24 protein-coding genes are annotated in these 23,292 nt (G+C 35.8%); 11 read left to right on the forward strand and 13 right to left on the reverse strand.

The features are described from left to right. Both B9Y84_RS20590 and B9Y84_RS08015 read right to left on the reverse strand, forming a co-directional pair. Nucleotides 1–1,051, reverse strand: a 1,051-nt coding sequence (locus tag B9Y84_RS20590; RefSeq protein ID WP_176223749.1) for an N-acetylmuramoyl-L-alanine amidase, incomplete at its 3' end; no start/stop codon positions are given. Nucleotides 1,052–1,301: 250 nt separating this feature from the next. Then, a complete protein-coding gene (locus B9Y84_RS08015) occupies nucleotides 1,302–2,585 on the reverse strand; it encodes an N-acetylmuramoyl-L-alanine amidase (RefSeq protein WP_085516574.1) in 1,284 nt (427 codons plus the stop codon). Nucleotides 2,586–2,795: 210 nt separating this feature from the next. Between B9Y84_RS08015 and recJ the strand changes: the two genes are divergently transcribed. From recJ to B9Y84_RS08030, 3 genes are all read left to right on the forward strand, one after another. Then, nucleotides 2,796–4,505: a single-stranded-DNA-specific exonuclease RecJ gene (gene recJ / locus B9Y84_RS08020; protein ID WP_085516575.1), complete on the forward strand. Its 1,710-nt coding sequence runs from the start codon at nucleotides 2,796–2,798 to the stop codon at nucleotides 4,503–4,505. A gap of 66 nt (nucleotides 4,506–4,571) precedes the next feature. After that, nucleotides 4,572–5,303, forward strand: a complete 732-nt coding sequence (gene lptB / locus B9Y84_RS08025) for an LPS export ABC transporter ATP-binding protein (protein WP_085516576.1) — start codon at nucleotides 4,572–4,574, stop codon at nucleotides 5,301–5,303. Nucleotides 5,304–5,339: 36 nt separating this feature from the next. Next, the gene (locus B9Y84_RS08030; protein WP_245830839.1) at nucleotides 5,340–6,830 is read left to right on the forward strand and encodes a GH3 auxin-responsive promoter family protein; all 1,491 of its coding nucleotides are present in this window, start codon (nucleotides 5,340–5,342) and stop codon (nucleotides 6,828–6,830) included. Nucleotides 6,831–6,882: 52 nt separating this feature from the next. Here the strand turns inward: B9Y84_RS08030 and B9Y84_RS08035 are convergent, their stop codons facing one another. From B9Y84_RS08035 to B9Y84_RS08055, 5 genes are all read right to left on the reverse strand, one after another. Beyond that, entirely contained in the window at nucleotides 6,883–7,494 is a 612-nt protein-coding gene (locus B9Y84_RS08035) for a porin family protein (RefSeq protein WP_085516578.1), read from the reverse strand. 190 nt (nucleotides 7,495–7,684) lie between these two features. Continuing rightward, nucleotides 7,685–8,281 (reverse strand): thioredoxin family protein, encoded by a 597-nt coding sequence (locus B9Y84_RS08040; protein WP_085516579.1) that lies wholly within the window; start codon nucleotides 8,279–8,281, stop codon nucleotides 7,685–7,687. 7 nt (nucleotides 8,282–8,288) lie between these two features. Further along, nucleotides 8,289–8,777: a TlpA family protein disulfide reductase gene (locus tag B9Y84_RS08045; RefSeq protein WP_085516580.1), complete on the reverse strand. Its 489-nt coding sequence runs from the start codon at nucleotides 8,775–8,777 to the stop codon at nucleotides 8,289–8,291. A 132-nt stretch (nucleotides 8,778–8,909) separates the two neighbouring features. Beyond that, entirely contained in the window at nucleotides 8,910–10,070 is a 1,161-nt protein-coding gene (locus tag B9Y84_RS08050) for a hypothetical protein (protein ID WP_139827984.1), read from the reverse strand. Next, a complete protein-coding gene (locus tag B9Y84_RS08055; protein ID WP_139827985.1) occupies nucleotides 10,067–10,777 on the reverse strand; it encodes a PorT family protein in 711 nt (236 codons plus the stop codon). The genes B9Y84_RS08050 and B9Y84_RS08055 overlap by 4 nt, the downstream gene beginning before the upstream one ends. A 280-nt stretch (nucleotides 10,778–11,057) precedes the next feature. Here B9Y84_RS08055 and B9Y84_RS08060 point away from each other — a divergent pair, with 280 nt between their 5' ends. Beyond that, the gene (locus B9Y84_RS08060; RefSeq protein ID WP_085516583.1) at nucleotides 11,058–12,089 is read left to right on the forward strand and encodes an RluA family pseudouridine synthase; all 1,032 of its coding nucleotides are present in this window, start codon (nucleotides 11,058–11,060) and stop codon (nucleotides 12,087–12,089) included. A gap of 39 nt (nucleotides 12,090–12,128) precedes the next feature. Further along, nucleotides 12,129–12,665, forward strand: coding sequence for a hypothetical protein (locus tag B9Y84_RS08065; protein WP_085516584.1), 537 nt, complete (start codon nucleotides 12,129–12,131; stop codon nucleotides 12,663–12,665). Here B9Y84_RS08065 and B9Y84_RS08070 read toward each other — a convergent pair. Further along, nucleotides 12,660–13,817: a 1-acyl-sn-glycerol-3-phosphate acyltransferase gene (locus B9Y84_RS08070; protein ID WP_085516585.1), complete on the reverse strand. Its 1,158-nt coding sequence runs from the start codon at nucleotides 13,815–13,817 to the stop codon at nucleotides 12,660–12,662. The two genes, B9Y84_RS08065 and B9Y84_RS08070, sit on opposite strands and share 6 nt — an antisense overlap. A 179-nt stretch (nucleotides 13,818–13,996) precedes the next feature. Between B9Y84_RS08070 and B9Y84_RS08075 the strand changes: the two genes are divergently transcribed. The 4 genes from B9Y84_RS08075 to map all read left to right on the forward strand — a co-directional run bounded on the left by B9Y84_RS08075 (nucleotide 13,997) and on the right by map (nucleotide 15,858). After that, on the forward strand, nucleotides 13,997–14,224 hold the full coding sequence (locus tag B9Y84_RS08075; RefSeq protein WP_085516586.1) for a hypothetical protein: 228 nt from the start codon (nucleotides 13,997–13,999) through the stop codon (nucleotides 14,222–14,224). Nucleotides 14,225–14,265: 41 nt separating this feature from the next. Beyond that, nucleotides 14,266–14,568, forward strand: coding sequence for a hypothetical protein (locus B9Y84_RS08080; RefSeq protein WP_085516587.1), 303 nt, complete (start codon nucleotides 14,266–14,268; stop codon nucleotides 14,566–14,568). Between the two features lie 100 nt (nucleotides 14,569–14,668). Next, on the forward strand, nucleotides 14,669–15,070 hold the full coding sequence (locus B9Y84_RS08085) for a BT0820 family HAD-type phosphatase (protein WP_139827986.1): 402 nt from the start codon (nucleotides 14,669–14,671) through the stop codon (nucleotides 15,068–15,070). Next, a complete protein-coding gene (gene map, locus B9Y84_RS08090; RefSeq protein WP_085516588.1) occupies nucleotides 15,067–15,858 on the forward strand; it encodes a type I methionyl aminopeptidase in 792 nt (263 codons plus the stop codon). Before B9Y84_RS08085 ends, map begins: the two co-directional genes overlap by 4 nt. A gap of 95 nt (nucleotides 15,859–15,953) precedes the next feature. Here map and B9Y84_RS08095 read toward each other — a convergent pair whose 3' ends face one another. The 3 genes from B9Y84_RS08095 to B9Y84_RS08105 all read right to left on the reverse strand — a co-directional run bounded on the left by B9Y84_RS08095 (nucleotide 15,954) and on the right by B9Y84_RS08105 (nucleotide 18,231). Beyond that, on the reverse strand, nucleotides 15,954–16,349 hold the full coding sequence (locus B9Y84_RS08095; protein WP_085516589.1) for a VOC family protein: 396 nt from the start codon (nucleotides 16,347–16,349) through the stop codon (nucleotides 15,954–15,956). A gap of 86 nt (nucleotides 16,350–16,435) precedes the next feature. Then, a complete protein-coding gene (locus B9Y84_RS08100; RefSeq protein ID WP_085516590.1) occupies nucleotides 16,436–17,488 on the reverse strand; it encodes a lysylphosphatidylglycerol synthase transmembrane domain-containing protein in 1,053 nt (350 codons plus the stop codon). Beyond that, a complete protein-coding gene (locus tag B9Y84_RS08105; RefSeq protein WP_085516591.1) occupies nucleotides 17,485–18,231 on the reverse strand; it encodes a segregation and condensation protein A in 747 nt (248 codons plus the stop codon). Before B9Y84_RS08105 ends, B9Y84_RS08100 begins: the two co-directional genes overlap by 4 nt. Nucleotides 18,232–18,504: 273 nt before the next feature. Here B9Y84_RS08105 and dxs point away from each other — a divergent pair, with 273 nt between their 5' ends. Both dxs and B9Y84_RS08115 read left to right on the forward strand, forming a co-directional pair. Then, nucleotides 18,505–20,430 carry a 1-deoxy-D-xylulose-5-phosphate synthase gene (gene dxs / locus B9Y84_RS08110; RefSeq protein ID WP_085516592.1) on the forward strand — a complete coding sequence of 642 codons (1,926 nt, stop codon included), beginning with the start codon at nucleotides 18,505–18,507 and terminating at the stop codon, nucleotides 20,428–20,430. Further along, nucleotides 20,427–21,200 carry an alpha/beta fold hydrolase gene (locus B9Y84_RS08115; protein WP_085516593.1) on the forward strand — a complete coding sequence of 258 codons (774 nt, stop codon included), beginning with the start codon at nucleotides 20,427–20,429 and terminating at the stop codon, nucleotides 21,198–21,200. Before dxs ends, B9Y84_RS08115 begins: the two co-directional genes overlap by 4 nt. A gap of 77 nt (nucleotides 21,201–21,277) precedes the next feature. Here B9Y84_RS08115 and galE read toward each other — a convergent pair whose 3' ends face one another. Together galE and B9Y84_RS08125 are read right to left on the reverse strand one after the other, a co-directional pair. Then, nucleotides 21,278–22,300 (reverse strand): UDP-glucose 4-epimerase GalE, encoded by a 1,023-nt coding sequence (galE, locus tag B9Y84_RS08120; RefSeq protein ID WP_085516594.1) that lies wholly within the window; start codon nucleotides 22,298–22,300, stop codon nucleotides 21,278–21,280. After that, a complete protein-coding gene (locus B9Y84_RS08125; RefSeq protein ID WP_085516595.1) occupies nucleotides 22,300–23,292 on the reverse strand; it encodes a UDP-glucuronic acid decarboxylase family protein in 993 nt (330 codons plus the stop codon). The genes galE and B9Y84_RS08125 overlap by 1 nt, the downstream gene beginning before the upstream one ends.

A 23,292-nucleotide genomic window follows, 5' to 3' on the forward strand; every position in this document is an offset into this window, starting at 1 on the left:
CTCCATCTCCCCCATCGTCATCTCCTTCGCCTCCATCATCTTCTCCTCCGTCTCCAACTCCCCCATTGTCATCCCTACAAATTACTAACTGTGAATTTACATTTTCCCGAATCTCTTGCAATTTGAGATAGACATTATCACCAGGGCACAAAGTACTGCAACCATCCCGGTGCCCCGCAATTACTCCAAGTTCTGGGTTTAAAGGATGAAACTTGGATTCAAGAACCGGTAAATCGTCCTTAAAAGCTTTCCAGCTAATTAAAGACTCTAAGCTCTCCAGCAGTTCGGATGTAGGTTCAATAGTTTCATAATTACCCATTAGGCATATGCCCATAGTATTGGAATTAGAACCACAAAAATGAGCTCCCATTACTTGATCTTGCTCTCCACCGGCAGGATCTCTTCCTGCATACACTGTCCCATTGGGGGCGACTAAATAATTATAGCCTATATCCGACCAACCGTTCTCCTGTGTATGGTAAATATAAATATCCCTAACGGCCTGTGTAAAATCTATAGTATTATTAGATCCGGCAGAATGATGCACAATCATGTTTCCAGTATCTGTAAAAATTCTTGTATATGAAGGTTCAGGAAGGCCAACTCTCCATTCCGATTGCTGAACAACGCCACTTAGTTCGCAATCGCTACTTTGATTCATGATAGTTTTCCTGGGTGAAAAGTCGGAATATTCTCCACTTCCGTTTATTAAAACAACATTTAAATCTTGAACTTCCGATGGAATATATAAGTCAATTGATTTTATAGCTTGTTCAAAATGAATTAGACTAGAATGAAAATATCCATCTGCATTATCAGAATGCAAATCGTTGTTGAAATAAATAGTATCTGCACTATTTATAAAACCAATACTACTAAAATCTCTGATTTCCTTTGATTTCAGCGCAATAGCTGTGAATGAAAAATTGCTCTCCTGAATCATTCTTTGATTTGCATCATTATTCAGGGGAAATGAAGTGTGGATATTTCCTTCTTGTGCTTGTAGCTGAATACTAATTATATTAATAAATAGCGTAAATACTTTTCGCATATAAGATAGTTGACTTACGGACAAATATAAATCTCTTAACGGGAAATATATGGAATTGAACATAAAATAAACCGAATAGGCCATCAAAATCCATTCTATGTGTTAATTCTCTATTTGCTTCTACTACCTTTTCATTTTAGTTGGAGAAAAATCAAAATTAAGGAGATTTTGATGATACTAGAAGGAATTTTTATCGTTGAGATACAAGTAGGACTGAGTGGCTTCCTAAATCAAAATTGAAACAACAGCACTATTGAATTACAAACCGTTGAGAACTTTCATCACCATTTCTGAAGCTAGTTTGCAAAAAATAAATACCTGGTTTCAAAGTACTGGGCAGTTTTACTTCTAATTTGTTTTCGGTAAAATAAATGTTTTGCCATTTAATGCGCTTTCCTTCTTGATTAAAAATATAAATAAATCTAAGATCGTCTTTACTACCTTCTGAAATATCCATACTAAAGGAAAAGTCGCTTTTTATAGGGTTAGGGTAAATTTTTTCACTTAGAACCGAATCAATCTCAATCACAACAATTGGCTCCTCTTCATCCTCTCCACTACATTCTTCCAATTGTGCCTCAACGTTTACTCTAATTTGTTGTAGTCTTTTGTAAACATTCTCACCTGGACATAAAGTACTGCACCCCTCTTGATGACCTGCTATTACTCCAAGATTACTATTTAGTGGATGAGCGCTCACATCCAGTGGTGCCAAATCATCTTTAAATGCCTTCCAACTCAACACTTGCTCTAGGCTCTCTAACATTTCTGAGGGAGGTTCAACTGTTTCATAATTACCCATAAGACATATTCCCATCGTGCTGGAATTTGAGCCACAAAAATGTGCCCCTAACACTTTATCCTGATCTCCAGCTGCTGGATCCCTACCCGCATAAATGACCCCATTCGGAGCAACTAAATAGTTGTAACCTATATCTGACCAACCATTCTCTTCAGTGTGAAAAATATAAATACTGCGGACCGCTTGCGTATAGTCAGAAATATTATTCGATCCAGCAGAATGGTGAACAATCATATTTTCAGTAGTCGTAAAACTTCTAGTATAGGAAGGCTCAGGAAGGCCTGCTCGCCATTCTGATTGTTGAATTACCCCGGTTAATTCACAGTCATTGTTTTGTTCTACCTTCCCTTTCTGAAGCGAATAATCGGAATATTGCCCACTTCCATTTATGAGTACCACTTCTAGTTTTTCGTTATCTTTCACACCATATAAATCAACTGATTTTATTGCTTGATCAAAGTGTATTAAGCTGGAATAGAAATATTGATCGCTATTATCAGAATGGAGATCATTATTGAAATAAATAGTATCGGATTCATGAATAAAACCAATTTCACTAAAATCACTGGTCTCCTTTGATTTCAATGCAATAGCTGTAAAGGAAAAATCAACGCTTTGCGTAAACCTCTCATTTGCACCTGAATTTAAGACAAATGAAGCATGAATATTTTCCACTTGGCCATGTAATTGATTACAAAAAATAAAAATAAGTAATGTAAATACTGTTCGCATATGAAATTTTAAACTTGACTATAACTATAACTGTTTTCAACGTTCAAATATTGAATGAGAGTAGAAATATAATGACCTTCTCAACTACTAGCTTAATTCACTTCAATATGAAAGCTAGGTTTATTTGAAACTTCTTATTTATTTCAATTTAACCAAATCATTTCTTTGGAAGACTTCGATTTTCTTAGAAGCCTTTTTTATTTTTGCCACATGCCTACAGAAAAAAAGTGGATTATAGCACCAGAACCTGAAACAACTAAAATTGAAGAATTAAGTCAAGCAATCAATATTAATTCTGTACTGTCCAAAATATTGATTAACAGAGACATCACTTCTTTTTCTGAGGCAAAATCTTATTTCAGACCTTCTATTGAAGACTGTCACGATCCGTTCTTAATGCAAGACATGTCAACAGCAGTGAAGAGACTTACAAAAGCAATTGACAATGAGGAAGCTATTTTGGTTTATGGCGATTATGACGTGGATGGATCGACATCAGTTTCCATGATGTATAGCTTTCTAAAAAACTATACAAAAAATTTACATTACTATATTCCTGATAGATATCTAGAAGGTTATGGGATTTCAAAAAAAGGTATTGATTTTGCTGAAGACAAGAATTGCAGTCTAATTATCTCTTTAGATTGTGGAATCAAAGCTAATGAACAAGTCAAGTATGCAAACTCAAAAAACATTGATTTTATAATCTGTGACCATCACAATCCTGGTCAAAAAATACCTGAGGCAGTTGCTGTTTTAGATCCAAAGCGACAGGACTGCCGATATCCTTTTAAAGAACTCTCAGGATGCGGGGTTGGATTCAAACTAATTCAAGGGTTCTGTATTGAAAGGAAAATTCCTGAGCACCATGCTTTCGAATTATTAGATTTGGTAGCTATAAGTATTGCAGCAGATATTGTAGCTGTCACAGGTGAGAACAGAACGCTGGCATTCTATGGACTAGAAAAAATAAATTTCAACCCAAGACCGGGCATTAAAGCCCTCCTTCAAGCCTCTGGGTTGAAAGAAAAAATTACCATCTCGAATTTAGTCTTTCAGCTTGGCCCTAGAATAAATGCTGCAGGTAGAATAGACCATGCTCACTTAGCTGTAAGATTACTAACTGCCATTCATGAGGACGAAGCTTTAATTATTGCAGATGATGTTTCCAACAAGAATAATTCAAGAAAAGACTTTGATCAAAACATCACAAGCGAAGCACTAAGCATTATTGGAGATGATACAGAACTACTAGCAGCCAGTAGTACCGTACTTTACAATAAAAATTGGCATAAGGGAGTAATAGGAATAGTAGCTTCAAGATGTATTGAGCAGCACTATCGGCCAACTATTATTATGACCGAGTCCAATGGTAAGGCTACTGGTTCAGCTAGATCAGTGGATGGATTTGACCTTTACGGTGCAATTGAGTCATGCAAAGAATATTTAGAGCAATTCGGAGGTCATAAACATGCAGCAGGACTCACGCTACCAATAGAAAATATTCCCGCTTTCTCCGCAGCCTTTGAGCAAGTTGTCAAGAATAGCATAACGGAAGATCAACTTACTGCGAAAGTGCATATTGATAGTTACATTGAAATAGATCAAATTACTGAGAAGTTTTATACTATTTTATCTCAAATGGATCCTTTTGGACCAGGGAATATGCAACCTGTTTTTGCTGCAAAAGATTTGAAAATTCTTGGAGAACCATTAATCCTCAAAGAAAAACATCTAAAACTTACGGTAAAGAACAAAAACGGAAACCAGAAAATTACTGCAATTGGTTTTGGAATGGCAGAATATAAAGCGCTTATTATGAATTCTAATGATTTCGAACTGGCATTTACAATACAAGAAAATCATTTTAACGGTGTGAAATCTTTGCAGCTTTATTTAAAAGATATCCGCATTGAATAATTATTTTCGTTAATTTGCCGTTTAGGTATGTTTGTTGCTTTATAGCATCAGAACAAAAAAATAGAAATGATATTAAAAGCTGAAAATCTTGTAAAGACATATTCCAAAAGGACTGTAGTGGATCATATTTCTGTAAGCGTTGAGCAAGGAGAGATAGTAGGGCTTTTGGGACCAAATGGTGCTGGAAAAACAACCTCCTTTTATATGATAGTCGGCTTAGTAAAGCCAAATTCGGGGGAGATTTACTTAGATGATCAAAATATCACTGAATTGCCCATGTATAAAAGGGCAAAAAAGGGTGTAGGTTATTTGGCACAAGAAGCTTCGGTGTTCAGATCTTTAACGGTAGAAGAAAATTTAATGGCCGTTTTGGAAATGAGGAAAATCAGTAAAGCAGCCAAAAAAGAGAAAATGGAAAGCCTTTTGGACGAATTTAGTCTTAACCATGTGCGCAAAAACAAAGGTATGGTACTTTCAGGAGGAGAAAGAAGAAGAACAGAAATTGCAAGAGCATTGGCCATGGATCCCAGTTTTATTTTACTTGACGAACCTTTTGCCGGTGTTGACCCCATTGCCGTAGAAGAAATTCAGACTATAGTAGGCCGATTAAAAGAAAAAAATATTGGAATTCTGATCACTGATCACAATGTAAATGAAACGCTATCTATTACCGATAGAGCTTATTTAATGTTTGAAGGTAAGTTGCTAAAGGCTGGAACCGCAGAAGATTTAGCAAATGATGAACAAGTTCGTAGAGTATATTTAGGTAAGCACTTCGAATTAAAGAGAAAACTTTAAAATATGGAATTCCTCCACTCAATAATGACATGGGTTATGAAGAAAAGAATTCACGAAGTGGAGCTTTTTATGAAATACCCAAATGAAATGCAAAGTGAGGTACTTCAAAAATTGATCTACCGGGCGAGGAATACCAAATTTGGCAAAGAATATCGGTTTGATGAATTAAAAGACTTCAAGGATTACCAGGAACGAGTACCTTTACACACTTATGAAGAAATATTCCCTTACATAGATCAGCTCCTTAAAGGAGAACAAAATATCCTTTGGCCAACTGAAATCAGATGGTTCTCCAAATCGTCAGGCACAACTAATGACAGAAGTAAATTCATACCCGTTTCTGACGAGGCCTTGGAAGACTGCCACTTCAAAGGCGGAAAAGATTTGTTATCAATCTATCTTAACAATAAGCCTGATTCTCGACTTTTTACGGGAAAGAATTTAAGTATAGGAGGAAGTCAGCAGGTTAATCAATTCGATAATAACTCAAATTCATTTTATGGCGATGTTTCTGCTGTAATCATGAAAAATTTACCCTTTTGGGTTCAAATAATCAGAACACCCAGTCTGGAAATTGCCTTAATGGACGAGTGGGAAGGGAAAATTGAAGCAATGGCTAATGCGACCATGAAAGAAGACGTCACTAGCCTGACTGGCGTACCGACTTGGACAGTGGTTTTATTGCAGCGAATACTCGAACTAAGTGGGAAAGACAACATCTCAGAAGTTTGGCCAAACTTAGAATTGTTTATTCACGGTGCAGTTTCATTTGTTCCTTACCAACCTCTTTTTAGAGATTTGATCAAATCTCCAAAAATGAGCTATTTAGAAACTTATAATGCATCAGAAGGCTTTTTTGGAATTCAAGACAACAGTGACTCTGACGAAATGCTTCTGATGCTTGATTATGGTATTTTTTATGAATTTATTCCCTTAGAAAATGCTGATCAAGATCAGCCGAAAACTATCCGTCTAGCTGACGTTGAACTTCATAAAATTTATGAAATAGTTATAAGTACTAATGCAGGTTTATGGCGATATAGAATTGGTGATACAATTAGGTTTACCTCTTTAAATCCTTACAGAATTAAAATCAGTGGACGTACCAAGCATTTTATCAATGCATTTGGCGAAGAGTTAATGATCGAAAATGCCGAAAAAGCCATTGCTACAGCTTGCAACAAAACGGGGGTAATCATTGATGACTTTACAGCTGCACCTAAATATTTACAACATGGAAAAAGTGGAGCACATGAGTGGGTTATTGAGTTTTCTAAAGAACCTAAGGACCTAGAGGAATTCGCTAAGATTCTTGATGACGAGATACGAAAAATAAATTCAGATTATGATGCTAAACGCTATAAAGACATAGCATTACATGGTCTCGTTATTCATAACGTGCCACAAGGAACTTTCTACGAATGGATGCGAAAACGAGGTAAGCTAGGTGGTCAGAACAAAGTACCTCGATTGTCGAATAACAGAAAATATCTAGATGATTTATTAGAAATGGTAGTAAAAAAATAAAGCACAGCTGTAATTTACAACTGTGCTTTAAATACTAATGAATTTTCTATCTTTAGAAATCAAATCCTACAAAGAATTGCAATACAGAATTCTTTCCGTTATCTAATCCATTTCCATCAGGAGCCACATCCACTAATCCATAGTTATATCTAACCCCTGCTGTACCGCCAGTAAAATCGAAGCCGACTCCTGCAGCAACACCGTAGTCAAACGTATTAAAATTATCTCTGTCATATTCTTCCACACTGTTAATACTGCCATCTCCATCAACATCCTTTACCTTAGCTGAAATTAAAGTGGCAATATAAGGACCACCACTAAAGTATAGGTTTTCGCCAACATGAATATTAGCAAGAACTGGAATTTCTATATAGGACAAATTATATCTATACTTTCCGCTTCCAGTAAAAAAACCACCATCATAATTGATTTGCGATCCTTTTAAACTGTAGTTGATTTCAGGTTGGATACTGACCTGGTCCGAGATTCCTTTGCGGAAATAAACTCCAACAACGAAACCTGGTTTTGTATTTTCATCATTAACTTCATCAACATATAAATTAGATAAATTTAATGATGCTCTTACACCTGTTCGGTCAGATTGAGCTTTGACTAAAAATGAACTCAATATCAAAAATGGTAACACTAAAATTATTTTATTCATCTTATTAAAAAGTTTGGTTATGTCCTTTAATAGCGAATTTGATAATGATTAGTTACAAAAGAATATATTTCTTTACAGTTATCAATGTAATTTTAGCACCCCTCCCAGCTATCAAACCAACTGACTATCAATCAAAAAAAGCCGACCATCAGGTCAGCTTTTGATTAAAATTTAATTAAAAAAATGATTGCTAAGATGCCCATTTGATTGTGCAACCTATTGCTTTGGTTTTCTTTTCTGGCACCTCCTTTTCATTTAGAACCGCATCAACTGCATCTTCTACATACTTCTTATCAGCATTTTCAGCAGACTTAGTGTTGTTGTCAATTGCTCCTATATACTTGACTTTCCTTTCTGCATTCAGAACATAAACATGTGGCGTATTTGTGGCGCCATAAGCCTTAGTGATTTCTTGAGTTTCATCGTATACGAAAGGAAACGGAAATCCCTTTTCTTCAGCCCTTTCAATCATTTTAGCGAAGGAATCCTCTGGAGATTTCACATCGTCATTTGGGTTTATAGCAATAACCGGCACTCCTTTGGCAGCGTATTTCTCATGTAGTGCAATAATTCTATCTTCATAAGCAACAGAATATGGACAAGAATTGCATGTGAAAATAATCATGAACCCCTTAGCATCCTCATAAGAATCCAGTGACACTTTTTCTCCATCAATATTCTTGAGGGAGAAGTCCATAGCTATATCTCCAACCTCATAGCCTCCCTTTTTAAAGCTAAAAGCAAGAATAGCAATTAGCACTAACGACAATCCAATTAACTTTTTCATAGTAGTATTAATTTAGTGTTTGTAAAATTAACTCTTCCAATTCACCTTCATGAAATTCCTTTTCATAAAAATATTTATTTCCATCTTTGATAATTAAGGTAGCAGGTATTGCTCCTGACCATTCTGGAGAGACCTTATCTATCCAAGAATTATAATCGACATCATCTATTAAATACAGTCCATCGGGATTGATCCCCTTTTTTAAAGCAAATTTCTCCGCTTTAGAAGCATTCTCTGAAAAATCAATACTCATATAAATAAAATCTACTTTTGGAAACTTTTCCTCAGCATTCACAAAATAAGGAAGCTCCTTAATACAGGGTTTGCACCATGTGGCCCAAAAGTTGATGACTTTAAGACTTTCTGTATCGGATTCCTGCATGATTCTTTCCAATTCAGGTACTTTAATGATTTTCAATTCACCACCTTGAGCCAAGATTTCAATTGACACAAAGGATGAAACAAATAGGAAAACGGTCAGTATTTTTTTTAACATAGCAACTTTCTAACGGATAATATTCTAAATGGTTGATAGAGAAGACCCTATACAATGAGCCGATTTTATAGTTTTTACCTTTATCAATTTTTGACTTCAATAATTGCAGTCATTGGAGATCTAAATAATGCGTCATAAGAGCATTAAAATTTCATCCTTGGGTATTTTTCTTAGATTAATACGCTCCTTAGATCCGGCTATTGTGATTTTTGATAGCAGAGCTAATCCTTCATCACGTGTAGGAATCATTTTAATGATTTCTAAGGGATCAGTTCCACCTACATATTTAATTGCTAATAATTCTCCTGAAAGACTATCATAAAAACTCAATTTTACTCGACCATCTAAAGTTGAATAAGCATTAATTAAATATTCTGTATTGCTCAAAGAAAAGGAAGCAGATATTGCGTTTTGAATTCGTAATCTATCCTGTATTACTTCTCCACTGAAATTCTGTAAGTCAACCGTGTCATTTAAAACAGGCTGATAATTATTTATGAAGAAAGATTGATTATTTACCACATAATTCGATGCTAAAAAGCCGTTGCCATAAGAATTGAGTGAGTTCATCATATTTTTATTTGAGCCGCTAACCAAACCTGTTTGCATACCTTGGTCATTCGTGTAGGTCAAACTCATACCGTCCTCTTTAAGTGAATTAAAATAAATTGCAGAGCCAGCATTATACGACCCTACGAAAAAATGTGTCTCATTCGAATTTCTAAAATCCTTCAACTTTTGATGAGCATTTGTAATATCATCATACTTTCTTGCCCATTCCATAGCAAAGCCGTCTTGTACTTTACTTAAAACTGTTCCTGTTGTATCATTATAGGTCAAAAGTAAATACGTGCTAGGGTTGAGGTTATTGAAGGCTAAAGGTCTCCTGTAAGCGGTATAGCTTCTCAGTGCCGCAATTGTTTGTTCTAAATCATTTATCTCAAAAAGCGTTGCCGTATAATCAGGTAGACTACTTCCAATGAAATAATAATTATCACCTTGCCTTACTAAATTAGGCACGGCCTTGACAAACTGAGGATCTAATTGTGTACTCCACTGAAAATCACCTCTATTGGTAACTTTCAGAACAAAAATTGTTTCATCGACCAAGGTTGATAGCACCAAAAAACCTCCATCGTCAGTCGCTATAGCATCAAGTGGAGTAAAACTAATCCCTTCAGCAGGACTATCAAATATACTATTAAATTTTTCGGTTGGTCTGAACTCAATAACTTCTTCTCCGCATGAAGACAACATAACTAAGCCCGATATGACGAGGAGAAAATACTTCATATTTCAACAGGCATAAACTCCTTTTTACTTAAATATTTTAATGGGAAGATCACTCCTATTAAAGCTTCAAAAGACTGAAAACTAAAATCATCCATTATATCATAGGCCTCATTTTGTAGATTTTCATTCATGTATCTTGCGTCTTGATTATTTGCATTGTTCAGGCCCTGCCTAAAATTTGCTTCTGCTGTCAAATAAAAAGTCCCAACTCGGAAGCGAGCACCACCCCCTATGAATACCCCGACAGTATTGGGAGCCATTATCGATTTAATATCTTCTTGCTTATTGAATTCTCTACTCTCAATGCCATTTTGAGTGGTGATTTTTGAGTATTCCTTGTCAGCATTCATTAAAATCGAAAAATTAAGGCCGACTTGCGCAAAAGGAATAATTGCAGGAACTGTGGGCTTCTTACTTGATTTATCCCAAAAGCGACTATTCACTTTCCTAAACATAAATCGAAAAAAGACAGGTAAATCGAAATAATTCAAATCATGATTATGAATAAAACGCACACTTCTACTTGAACCAGGTTGCTCTTGTAAGTATCGGAACCTGACTTGATTAACAGATGCATTCACCCCTACTACTATTCTTTGCTCAAATTGATACATAAAAGAAATACCATACAAAACTCCCAAATTCTGAGCTTTTTGATACTCTTTATCATAAACTCTTTGATCATCACTATTGGTAGGTTTGATCACAGAATATCGATTTATAACATTTACTGAGTTGTAATTTGGTCCCGTCCTAAAACCAAAATAAAACTGGGAATTTTTGAATGGATCTTTGTTTAGCTTATCCCAAACTGACTGCGCTTGACAAAATGCCGTTGAAAACACCAGTAATATACTGCAAATATATTTTAACATCATTTAGCTATCATACACTCTAATAAATATCTTACTTTTAAAACTTCCATCAAAATAAATCAAGTGTTCGTTCACACTATCTTTTTACTAACTTTACAACTTGAAAGAAGTTATGCAAGAAGATATATTAAAAAACGAGCACGAAGATGATGGATTGTTTGAACACCATCAAATAAAAGTTGACCCGAAGCAAGAATTACTGAGAATTGACAAATTCTTAATGGATCGACTTCCCAATGTTACGAGAAATAAAGTCCAAAAAGCTATTAAAGATGGATTTGTACAAGTTAATGGGGAAGCTATCAAACCCAATTACAAAATTCACCCTAACGATACTATCCGCATTGCATTACCAGAGCCGCCTAGGGATACAGAAGTAAAACCCGAAAACATCCCGTTGGATATAGTCTACGAAGACTCTCAATTCCTTATTGTTAATAAAGAGGCAGGAATGGTTGTTCATCCCGCCCACCAAAATTGGGAAGGCACTCTTGTAAATGCATTAGCTTATCATTTTCAGCAATTACCTGAAATGGAAGGAAATGAAGGAAGACCAGGTCTTGTGCATCGTATTGATAAAGATACCTCAGGGCTCTTGGTAATAGCTAAAACAGAAAAATCCATGACACATTTAGCTAAACAATTTTTTAATCATAGTATTGAAAGAACATATTATGCCTTAGTTTGGGGCGATGTAGAAGATGATGAAGGTACAATTGATGTGAACTTGGGCCGAAGTTTTAAAGACAGAAGAATTACTGACTCATTTCCAGAAGGAGATTTCGGACGAACTGCAATTACCCATTATAAAGTTTTAGAAAGGTTAAGATATGTTACCCTGATCCAGTGTAATTTAGAAACTGGAAGAACTCATCAGATCCGCGCTCATATGAAGTATATTGGCCATCCACTATTCAATGATGCTACATATGGCGGAGACAGAATTTTAAAAGGAACACAATTCTCTAAATACAAATCCTTTGTGGATAACTGTTTCAAAATAATTCCAAGACAAGCCTTACACGCTAAATCATTGGGTTTTATTCATCCTTCAACAAATCAATCAGTTCATTTCGATTCTGAATTACCTAATGATTTCACAGATGTTTTAGAAAAATGGAGACACTATATCCAATTCCACTAATCTTCCGTACCAAGTAGTACACCAAATTCAAAATACTTTATGAAGATTAATTTTTTAATTTTAGTTGTCGCTTTTTTATTTTTTTGCGGTTGTGATATTCAAGAAAGTATAGACAATTTTACAACTTTCAATATTTCTAATACTGCTGAGTTTACAATTCCTTCATCATCTGGAGTGAATTTACCAATTGATTTAGGGACACCAAATATTAGTACATCCTCACAACAGAGTTTTGAGAACAATAATACCCGGGCTGACTTAGTAGAAGATGTTAATTTAAGTGATTTAACCTTGACGATTACCAGTCCTGATGATCGTACTTTTAGCTTTTTAGAAAGCTTAGAAATCTATATTTCCAACGATAGTGAAGGGTCTACTTTGCTCGCTGAAATAGAGAATGTACCCGATAATATTGGCAGGGAATTAGAACTGGAAACGACTGGTGCTAAATTAGATGATTACATCATAGAAGACCGTTACGATCTTAGATATGAGGTAGTGACTAGAGAATCTATAAATTATGATACCGATATTAGAGCTGACATGGTGTTTGAGGTTAGAGCAAAAGTTTTATAATTCGCTCTCAACCATCCCTTCCACTTTTAGTTTATTCTTAACTGGATTAGCATACATAGCCAATAGGGGATCCTTTAATTCATTAAAATCAGCAGAGAAATTTTCAGCTTGCTTGTGAAGGTAGGCTTCGAATTTCTCTGCTTCTTCTTTAGTATAATGATCTGAAAAGCGTTCTCCATATAACCAATCGTAAGCAATAAAATTATTTGACCACAGCTTATAACTTTTATGAACCCGATCGTCAATTAGATCAGCTAAGGCCTGCATTTGATCATTTTTATTCTTTATTTCACGAATTTCCTGCAATTTTTCATCCACTATCTTTCCTATCGAGATGTGAACTCTTCCCTTTACACCTGTTATACCTGCAATCATACTTTGGAGATCATCTTCAGGTGTTTTATCTATAGGTTTTCCTGCTAATTTTGAAGCTACTTCCCTAGCTTTTAAAACATCACATGGGTCATATTCATAAGAAATAGCCATAGGAGCGATTCTCAATGGAGCGTAATTTTCGTAGAAATCCTTTCCTCCACTTAAACCTATCATTTTCAATAACCCTTGTTGTGTTTGATCATCACCATCTTTGGTTCTACCCTCTCGCTGAGCAATCCATATCGAAGTTTTTGCATCAAGGATTGTATGACGAATGTAGGATGAAAGCGTTTGGGAATAAGAGTACATTTCTCTCGGCGGAATATTTCGATTCACGATGAAGTTCTTATTCAATTTTGCCAAGTCAGTTACCCACTGATTCACCAATAGGTTATTTCCTATGGCTACTTCAGTTGTATCGATTCCCAATTCAAATAATAATACATTCAAAATAGTGGAATCTAGAACTATATCTCTGTGATTGGAAACAAAAAGATAAGATTTATCTTGATTAATTTTATCGAAACCATCATGAGAAATCCCTGCCGAACTGTTATCAAGCACCCTTCTAGCAGTAGGATACATCATCACTTTCTGAAAATCCTTTACGGACCTTACTTCAGTCAAAGCTTCCTTTAACTGTCCCGTTGATTTATCAGGAAAAACTCTTTGAGTAACTTGATCAAAAAATGGATGCTGAATTAAGCGCAGAACAGCTTCATTCACTTCTGAATCATTATAAGGTCTAATCGAATCAAATGCTTCCAAATACTCCATATTTAAAAAATAGAAACACGAAATAAGCGAAATTTATGATAAAAACCGTCAAATCCTGTAAAAATTGCCTGAATTGGCCCAGTACTACGAATCAAAAAAACTTCATAAACTATTAACAAACACTTAATAATAAGTCTGTTATAAATTCCTACATTTGTAAAAAAAGAAAATATTAAGTCATGCTGAAAGCAAGTCCAAATTTCCACAACGGCATCAATTTCATTCAGATCTCCAGCTTGCCGTATGAGCAACAAGAGCTTTTTGGCGGGTGGATTCCACAATCCGCAATGCTCAAATTAGAAATCAACAATATAAGCCTTCCTGATTGTGTAGAATACCAAGACTATGCCTATTGGTTTGATTTTCAATATCAAGATCAAAACTCCCTACTGGAATCAAGCCTTTAAAATTCCAATTGAATTTTTAGCTTTGCAGTAAATACCTGCGCATGGATTACCATAAAGAACTTATTACCGTCTCTCAAAAATTAATTCCTGATTTTGAAATTACTCAGGAGCATTCCCTAAGTAAGAAAAGCTTTATTGACAAGCTTAGTCCTTATATTAATCACTTATTAGATAATGACTTTCAGAAATTGGTGCAGATAATGTACCGTATTGATGTGTCAGAAAAAGAATTTGCCTTAACTTTGCAGCCTGGAACAAAGAAAATTCCTGAGAAGCTTGCGGAAATGGTGTATGATCGACTTTGTTTGAAAGCAAAAATAAGGGCAGAATATAAAGCAAAATAGAAAGTTCTTAACGCTCTTAAACTTAGTTAAAAATAGCAGTATGTCAACGACCCAGCCTAAATTATTACACCAATTGAAAGAGTAGCTAAAATTGTAAAAAATGTTGAAAATTGCAGTTGATTTTGATGGCACAATAGTAGAAGATCGTTATCCAAGTATAGGGAAACCTCATCTATTTGCTTTTGAAACGTTAAAAGCTTTACAGCAACAACAACATCAACTGATTTTATGGACTGTACGTGAAGGAAAGGCATTGCAACATGCGGTGGATTTTTGCAAAAAGAATGGTGTGGAATTCTATGCTGTTAACAAGAATTTTCCGGAAGAAATATTAGAACCTGAGCAAAGTCGAAAACTCAATGTCGATTATTTTATAGATGACCGCAACGTTGGAGGGTTCGTAGGCTGGAGTAAAGTTTGGGAACTATTAGGTAACAATCCAGTTGAATACACACTTCCTAAAAAAAACTTTTGGGAGAAACTTAAAGATTTATTCAGATGATTCATTTGAAAACAAAAGAAGAAATTGAAATAATGCGTAAAAGCGCATTATTAGTATCCAAAACATTGGGACTCATGGCTGAACTCTTAGAGCCAGGCATCTCTACTTTGGAATTAGATAAAAAAGCTGAAGAATTCATTAGAGATCATGGTGGTGTACCTGGCTTCTTAGGTCTTTATGATTTCCCAAATACTCTGTGCATGAGCCCCAACGAACAAGTAGTTCATGGATTTCCAAATAAAGAACCTTTACAAGAAGGAGATATTATATCCATAGACTGCGGTGTAGTTATGAACGGTTTTTATGGTGATCATGCTTACACATTCGCTGTAGGAGAAGTAAAACCAGAGATAGAGAAATTATTGAAAGTTACTAAAGAGTCTTTGTATTTAGGTATAGAGGAATGTAAAGCAGGAAACAGAATTGGTGACATTGGATTTGCTATTCAGCAACATGCGGAGGATCATGGCTATGGCGTAGTGCGAGAGTTAGTTGGGCATGGATTAGGACGAAAAATGCATGAGTCTCCTGAAGTGCCTAATTATGGTAAAAGAGGTAGAGGAGCTAAATTGAAAGAAGGGATGGTATTAGCCATTGAGCCTATGATTAATTTAGGTGGCAGAAGTATCAAGCAACTAGCTGATGGATGGTCAATTGTAACTGCTGATAATAGATATTCCGCACATTTTGAGCATGATGTAGCCATAGTAGATGGTAAACCTGATATATTATCGACATTTGACTACGTGGAAGAAGCCCTGAACAAAAAAGGAGCTCTTGTAGTGTAATTTTAAAAAATGTAGAACTTGGGAAAATTTAAAAGCTGATAAATGTACCGATCTATTCAACTTCTGGTCATTGCACATTCTATTTCAGAGCTAACCTAAGCCTTTTCCCAAAGTCCGCTAGGCACAATTTCTAAAACATGTCCTTCAGGATCTTCAAAATAGGCGGATAATTTACCATTTGGCCATTTATGTTCATAAGTAATGCTTATCCCCATGTCTTCTAATTCACTTTTAGCGGAAAAGTAATTTTCAGCTGGAATCTCAAAGGCAATATGCTGTTTTCCTCTTGCAAAATGTGGCGGAGGAACATCCTGATCTTCACTAAAATCTGGATTAAAGCAAAGCAAGACTGAGCTGCCCGAACGAAAGAAAATTAATTTTTCAGGAGCATGCGTTATGATGGGTAAACCTAGCTTTCCGTGATAAAAATCTTTGGCTTTTTCCAGGTCTTTAATGTAAAGACATGTTTCTTTTATTTGATTGATTTGCATGAAATCAATTTATGAAATTTGAAAGTGATTTGAAAACAGCAGAAAGAGTTTATTTAGCCATTATTGCTAGTTTCAAGATCTTTTTTTTACTTTTTCTTCTTTTTAAAAACCCTTCCTATCCATCTTGGCAATACTAAAGCTCCTAAAAATAAATAAGGATAGTAAGTCATTAATCGCCAAAAGATATTGGTTATAAAAGTTACTGAACCTAAATCTTCTTTAAAGAATTGTGTGAAAATAAATTCAGCTGTCCCACTACTGCCAGGAGTTGGGGAGACCAGCATAGTTATCCAAATCACTACGTGGCGAGCAAAAATCACAATGTGCTCGAAGAAGCTTTGATTTGAAAACGCTTCAATTACACAATTCAACATAGCATAACGAGCAGTCCATATAAAAATCGTGGAAAGGGATATCTTTAACCAATATGTGAAGTCTCTTCCCCTTAACTCTTTTGAAGCCATCATAATTTCAGAGCCTTGTTCGTATGCTCCTTTTCTCCATCTTCTTAAGAATTTAATTGATGTGATTTTTAATAAGATCCATCTGAACCACCGGGGATTAACCAAGACCGCAAATGCCATCACGAAAGTATAAACTGCAATAAGAGAATAACTCACGATAAATAGAGTAGGTAAACTCCTCCCGAGTTGAGTTTCTATCATTGAATTCTGCGGAAAAATGTGACCAGAGGCTATCAAATAGACTATTGGGGCCATCACCACAAAATATAAGTTATCGAAAATGGCCGTAATCATTGTGTAAGCCAATGCTTTCCCCAGTTTCAGCCCTTCTTTCATTAAAATAAAAACCGCAACAGCCGTTCCTCCCACCACGGAAGGAGTCACTGCAGAGGCAAATTCCCACAAAATGATAACGTAAATGCTACTCTTCCAGGTGAGCCTTTTACCCGTGATCATTCTAATACGATAGACATAGCCTACATCACGTGCAAAGAGTACAAAAAAGGCCAAAGCTACAGGGATGATTTCTGCCTCAAAAATGAGAGAGAGATTTTCTACCGTTACAGAATCATCTTGATAAAATAAAAAACCTACAATGGATACGCCTAGCAAAACAGGAATCCAAACCTTATTCGGATTGAGGGTTTTGAAAATTTTCTCCTTCTCTAACTTCATTCAGCAACAGTTTCAATTTTTTCAAGCCAAAAATTATTAAAGCCCTCCCCTACAGTTATGGTAATTAGTGAACTTTGCAACAACTCTAGTATGGCAAGAAAATTAAAAATCACCGCTATCTTTTCGGGTTTCTCGTCAATAAAAGTGGTAAAAGCTAACTTTCCATCTCTTTGTAGCTTAGCGATGATATAGTCTTTTTGGTCCTCGATGGTGTAAGGATATTGAACCACCTTATGAGAAGGTTTGTTTTTTTCAAGTTCATAGCGTGCCATCACATCTCTGTAGACTCTCAGAAGTTTATATAAGTCTACGTTTTGCAGTTCTGCTTCCACATTGATGGTTTCAGAAAGAGATCGCACTTCTTTTTTAACATTGCCTCGCTTTTCTTTTTCCTGCATTTTACCTTCCATATCAGAAAGCTCTTGCAAAACAGATTTATACTTTTTGTACTCTAACAAATGCCTTACTAGTTCTTCTCTTGGGTCGATTTCATTTCCCTCTTCATCCATTTGAGGTCGAGGTAATAGCATCTTAGCTTTGATGCGCATTAGTGTAGAGGCAACCAATATGAACTCACTTGCTACCTCAATGTTCATCTGTTCTAAATGCTTTAGGTAATCTAGAAAGTCATTCGTGATTTTCGAAATTGGAATATCATAAATATCCAGTTCGTCCCTTTCAATGAAGAAAAGAAGTAAATCAAATGGTCCTTCAAAAAGTGGAAGTTTTATTTCAAAACTCAATAGCGATGGTTATTTAAGTGTTCTTCAATTTCAAAGATAATTGAATTTGAAAAGATTGCAGGTGAATAGCAGGATTTTATTGTAAATTTGCATTTATAACTCAAAAAATTCGGTAATTTGTGGATTGATTCAATCTATAACCGATTGATTGATTCTTGAAATACAAAGCAGCGATTAGATTTTACGTGAAATAAAAAGTTTTGTAGCAAAATTTAATCGTACGAAACATTTACATTTAGTATTTGTTTTCAGCATTAAACATATTAAGACATTATGCTAATTCAACCCGGAGAACTTTTATCAAAGATTGATAGCCCTGCTGATCTCAGGAGCCTCGATCAGTCTCAGTTAGTCCAATTAAGCCAAGAGTTAAGACAATTCATCATTGATAATGTATCGATTTATGGTGGTCACTTTGGGGCAAGTTTAGGTGTTGTAGAACTTACAACAGCACTTCACTATGTATTCAATACACCAGAAGATCAAGTTATTTGGGATGTAGGACACCAAGCTTATGGCCATAAAATCTTGACGGGAAGAAAAGAGAGTTTCCATACTAACCGGGTTTATGGTGGAATGTCGGGATTCCCAAAAAGAAAAGAAAGCGAATACGATGCTTTTGGAGTAGGTCATTCCTCAACTTCAATTTCTGCTGCTTTGGGCATGGCTCTAGCGTCTAATTTGAAAGGCGAATTCGAAAAACAACATATAGCAATTATTGGTGATGGTGCAATGACCGGTGGAATGGCCTTCGAAGGTATGAACCATGCGGGAGCTTCCGATGCTAATATGATTATTATTTTGAATGATAACTGCATGTCTATTGACCCAAATGTAGGCGCATTAAAAGAATATTTAACCGATATCACTACATCGCATACTTACAATAGGATGCGGGACGATGTTTGGAAATTATTAGGTAAAGTTAGCGGCTTTGGTAAAAGTGCTCAAGAGGTTGTCGGCAAGTTAGAGAACAGCATAAAATCTTTCTTACTTAAGCAAAGTAACTTATTCGAATCTCTTAATTTGAGATATTTCGGACCAGTAGATGGCCATGACGTAAATCACTTGGTTCATGTATTAAGGGATTTAAAAGATATTCCAGGACCAAAAGTTTTACATTGCGTTACAACTAAAGGTAAAGGATTTGGTCCTGCCGAAAAAGACCAAACTAAATGGCATGCACCAGGTAAATTTGATAAAATAACTGGAGAAATTCAGAAAAAACCTGTTGATAAGCCCTCTGCACCAAAATATCAAGAAGTTTTTGGTCACACTATAGTGGAATTAGCTGAACAGAACGAAAAAATCGTAGGAGTTACTCCTGCCATGCCATCAGGTTCTTCATTAAATATAATGATGAAAGCTATGCCAGACAGAGCTTTTGATGTGGGTATTGCAGAACAACATGCAGTTACTTTTTCAGCTGGATTAGCAACACAAGGATTGATTCCTTTTTGCAATGTATACAGCACTTTTATGCAAAGAGGATATGATCAGGTAATTCATGATGTATGTATCCAAGATTTACCCGTTAATTTCTATCTCGACAGAGCAGGATTTGCAGGTGCTGACGGCCCAACTCATCACGGAAACTATGATATCGCTTATATGCGATGCATTCCTAATATGATAGTCGCTTCTCCAATGAATGAATCAGAATTGAGAAATATGATGTATACCTCTCAATTACCTAGAGAAGGGGCAGCTTTTACCATTCGCTACCCTAGAGGTAAAGGCGTAATGCCTGAGTGGAGAACTCCAATGGAAGCAATAGAAATTGGAACTGGACGACAGGTTAAAGAAGGAAAAGATATAGCACTATTAAGTATTGGACATATTGGCAATTATGCAATGGAAGCTGCTGAAAAATTAGCAGAAGAAGGAGTTGATGCAGCAGTTTTTGATATGCGATTCGTAAAACCATTAGATGAAAAATTGTTACATCAGGTATTTTCCCAATATAAAAAGGTAATAACCATAGAAGATGGTTGTCTTATGGGAGGATTTGGTAGTGCAATTCTTGAATTTATGGCAGAAAATGACTATTCTTCACAAGTGAAACGTTTGGGTATTCCGGATAGAGTTGTAGAACATGGAGAACAACATGAATTGCATGCAGAATGCAACTTCGACCCGGAAGGCATTTTTACCACAGCGCTTCAGATGGTTGAACAATCATTACATGCTAAATTATGACCATTCACTATGAAGTTTCCGGAAAAGGTTATCCGGTAGTTTTTTTACACGGCTATGGGGAAACCCACAAGATATGGGATCACTATCGGGAAAAATTATCCAATAAATATAAGGTAATTACTCCTGACTTACCTGGATTTGGAAAAAGCGATAGCTTACCGTACGAGCATAGTCTCGATATGGTAGCCAACTCTATATACGATTGCCTAAAAAAGTTGAATGTAGCAGAATGCATTATTATGGGGCATTCTTTGGGGGGCTACATAACTCTTGAAATCGCTAAGAGATTTCCCAATATCGTTTCTCACATTGGTTTGATTCACTCCTCAGCACTTGCGGATACAGAAGAGAAAAAAGAAGGTAGAGAAAAATCTATTGAGTTCATTCAAAGACATGGAGTGGAGAAATTCATTGAGAGTTTTGTTCCTATGTTATTTCATGAAAACCATAGGGATAAATTACAAGAAACCATCCAAGCCATTGTGGAAGAAGGAAGTAAAATCCCCGAAAAAACGCTTACTGATTATATGTTAGCAATGCGTGACCGTAGCGATAGTTTGGATTTCATAAAAGAATTTGAAGGCTCCATTTTATACGTATATGGGGAGGAAGATCCTAGCATCCCTGTTGCTCTAAGTAAATCACAAATTAAATTTATGAAACACCCATACCTGAAAAATCTCCCGAAAACTGGGCATATGGGTATGTTTGAAGAAGAAGCGGAAGTATTACAAGCCATATCCAAGTTTATTGAGGTTACTCATAAGTAAACAATAAAATAAACTGCAAACTAGTTTCAACAAGAGTATATGAAGAATAAAAACAGGTAAATAAACCTAGCAATCCTTTATTGCTTTGCCAAAGCTTGTTCCCAATCCCAAGCTGATTTTAGCATTTCATCAATTCCTCTTTTAGTTTTGAAGTTCAACTCTTTTATAGCTTTAGTATTATCAGCATAAACCGCTTCTACATCCCCCGGGCGTCTCGCTACGATTTGGTAAGGAACTTGCTTGCCAGTCGTTTTCTCAAAACTTTTGACCATCTCCAAAACAGAATAACCATTTCCTGAGCCAATGTTAAATACATTAAATGAATTATCGTCTTGTTTAATAGCATATTCCATTGCATTTATATGAGCTTCTGCTACATCAGAAACATGAATGTAATCCCTAACACATGTCCCATCTGCAGTATTCCAATCATCACCAAAGATATTTAACTTAGCTCTTTTACCTGTTGCTGTTTCCGTAATGAAAGGCACCAAATGATGAGGCGGTCCTGACTGAAATTCCCCTAATAGAGCAGACTTATGAGCACCAATTGGATTAAAATACCTTAAAGAAACCACCTTAATAGGATGAGCAACACTCGCATCCTTCAAAATATCTTCGCATACTTTTTTTGTATTACCATATGGAGAAACAGCAGCTTTAATTGGCGCATTCTCACTAACTGGCAATTGATCAGGATTACCGTAAACTGTACAAGATGAAGAGAAAACAATGGGTTTTACATCGAATTCATTCATACACTCCAATAAATTGATAGTGGAAGTAAGGTTATTGAAATAATAGTGTAATGGTTGTTCAACCGATTCACCAACCAACAAAACAGCAGCAAAATGGATCACTCCAACGATTTGATTGTTGTTGCTCCAAAAAACTTCTTGCAATTGCTCCTTATCTCGCATTTCTATTTGCTGAAATTCGGGGCGCTTACCAGTGATTTTCTCTATCCTATCCAAAACGGACACCTCACTGTTAGAAAGATTATCAATAATCAGTGGCTCGTAACCTTGATTCATTAATTCAATAACCGTATGAGAACCAATATATCCTAATCCTCCTGTAACAAGTACTTTCTTTGCCATTACTTTACTATATATTTTTCAAAATCTTTATGTTCTTTTTCGAACAGTTTTTCTTTATCAAGCGATTTGAAGTATTCATAAGTAATCTTCAATCCTTCTTGTCTATCTACCTTTGGTCCCCAACCCAAAATTTCTTTTGCTTTCGTTATATCAGGTTGACGTTTCTTGGGATCGTCTTTTGGTAAATCTTTATAGACGACTTTTTGGGTAGTGCCAGTCAATTTAATGATCTCTTCTGCAAATTCCGAAATAGTGATCTCATCGGGATTTCCAATATTCACTGGGTAAGAATGGTCACTTAGTAGCAAACGGTAAATACCCTCTACTAAATCATCTACATAGCAAAATGATCGGGTTTGTGAACCATCACCAAAAATAGTTAAATCTTCTCCTCTTAAAGCTTGGCCTATAAAGGCAGGCAGAACCCTTCCATCATTTAACCTCATTCTCGGACCATAAGTATTGAATATTCTAACTATTCGTGTTTCTAGTTGATGGTAAGTATGATACGCCATGGTAATCGATTCCATAAAGCGTTTCGCTTCATCATAAACCCCTCTAGGCCCGATTGGGTTTACATTTCCGTAGTAGTCCTCTGTTTGCGGATGCACCAATGGATCTCCATAAACTTCAGAAGTTGAAGCCACCAAAATCCTTGCTTTCTTTTCTTTGGCAAGGCCTAATAGATTATGTGTTCCGTGAGCTCCTACCTTTAAGGTCTGAATAGGAATCTTTAAGTAATCAATCGGGCTGGCAGGAGAAGCAAAATGTAGAATGTATTTTAGCTCTCCTGGTACATGCACATATTTGCTAACATCATGGTGATAGAATTCAAAATTTTCCTTCCCCATCAAATGAGCAATATTATCCATAGAGCCCGTGATTAGATTGTCCATCCCGATTACTTCATAGCCTTCCTTGATGAACCTATCACACAAATGGGATCCCAAAAATCCCGCAGCGCCTGTAATTAAAACTCTATCTTTTGACAT

Source organism: Marivirga sericea (assembly GCF_900177665.1).
Taxonomy (GTDB): Bacteria; Bacteroidota; Bacteroidia; order Cytophagales; family Cyclobacteriaceae; genus Marivirga; species Marivirga sericea.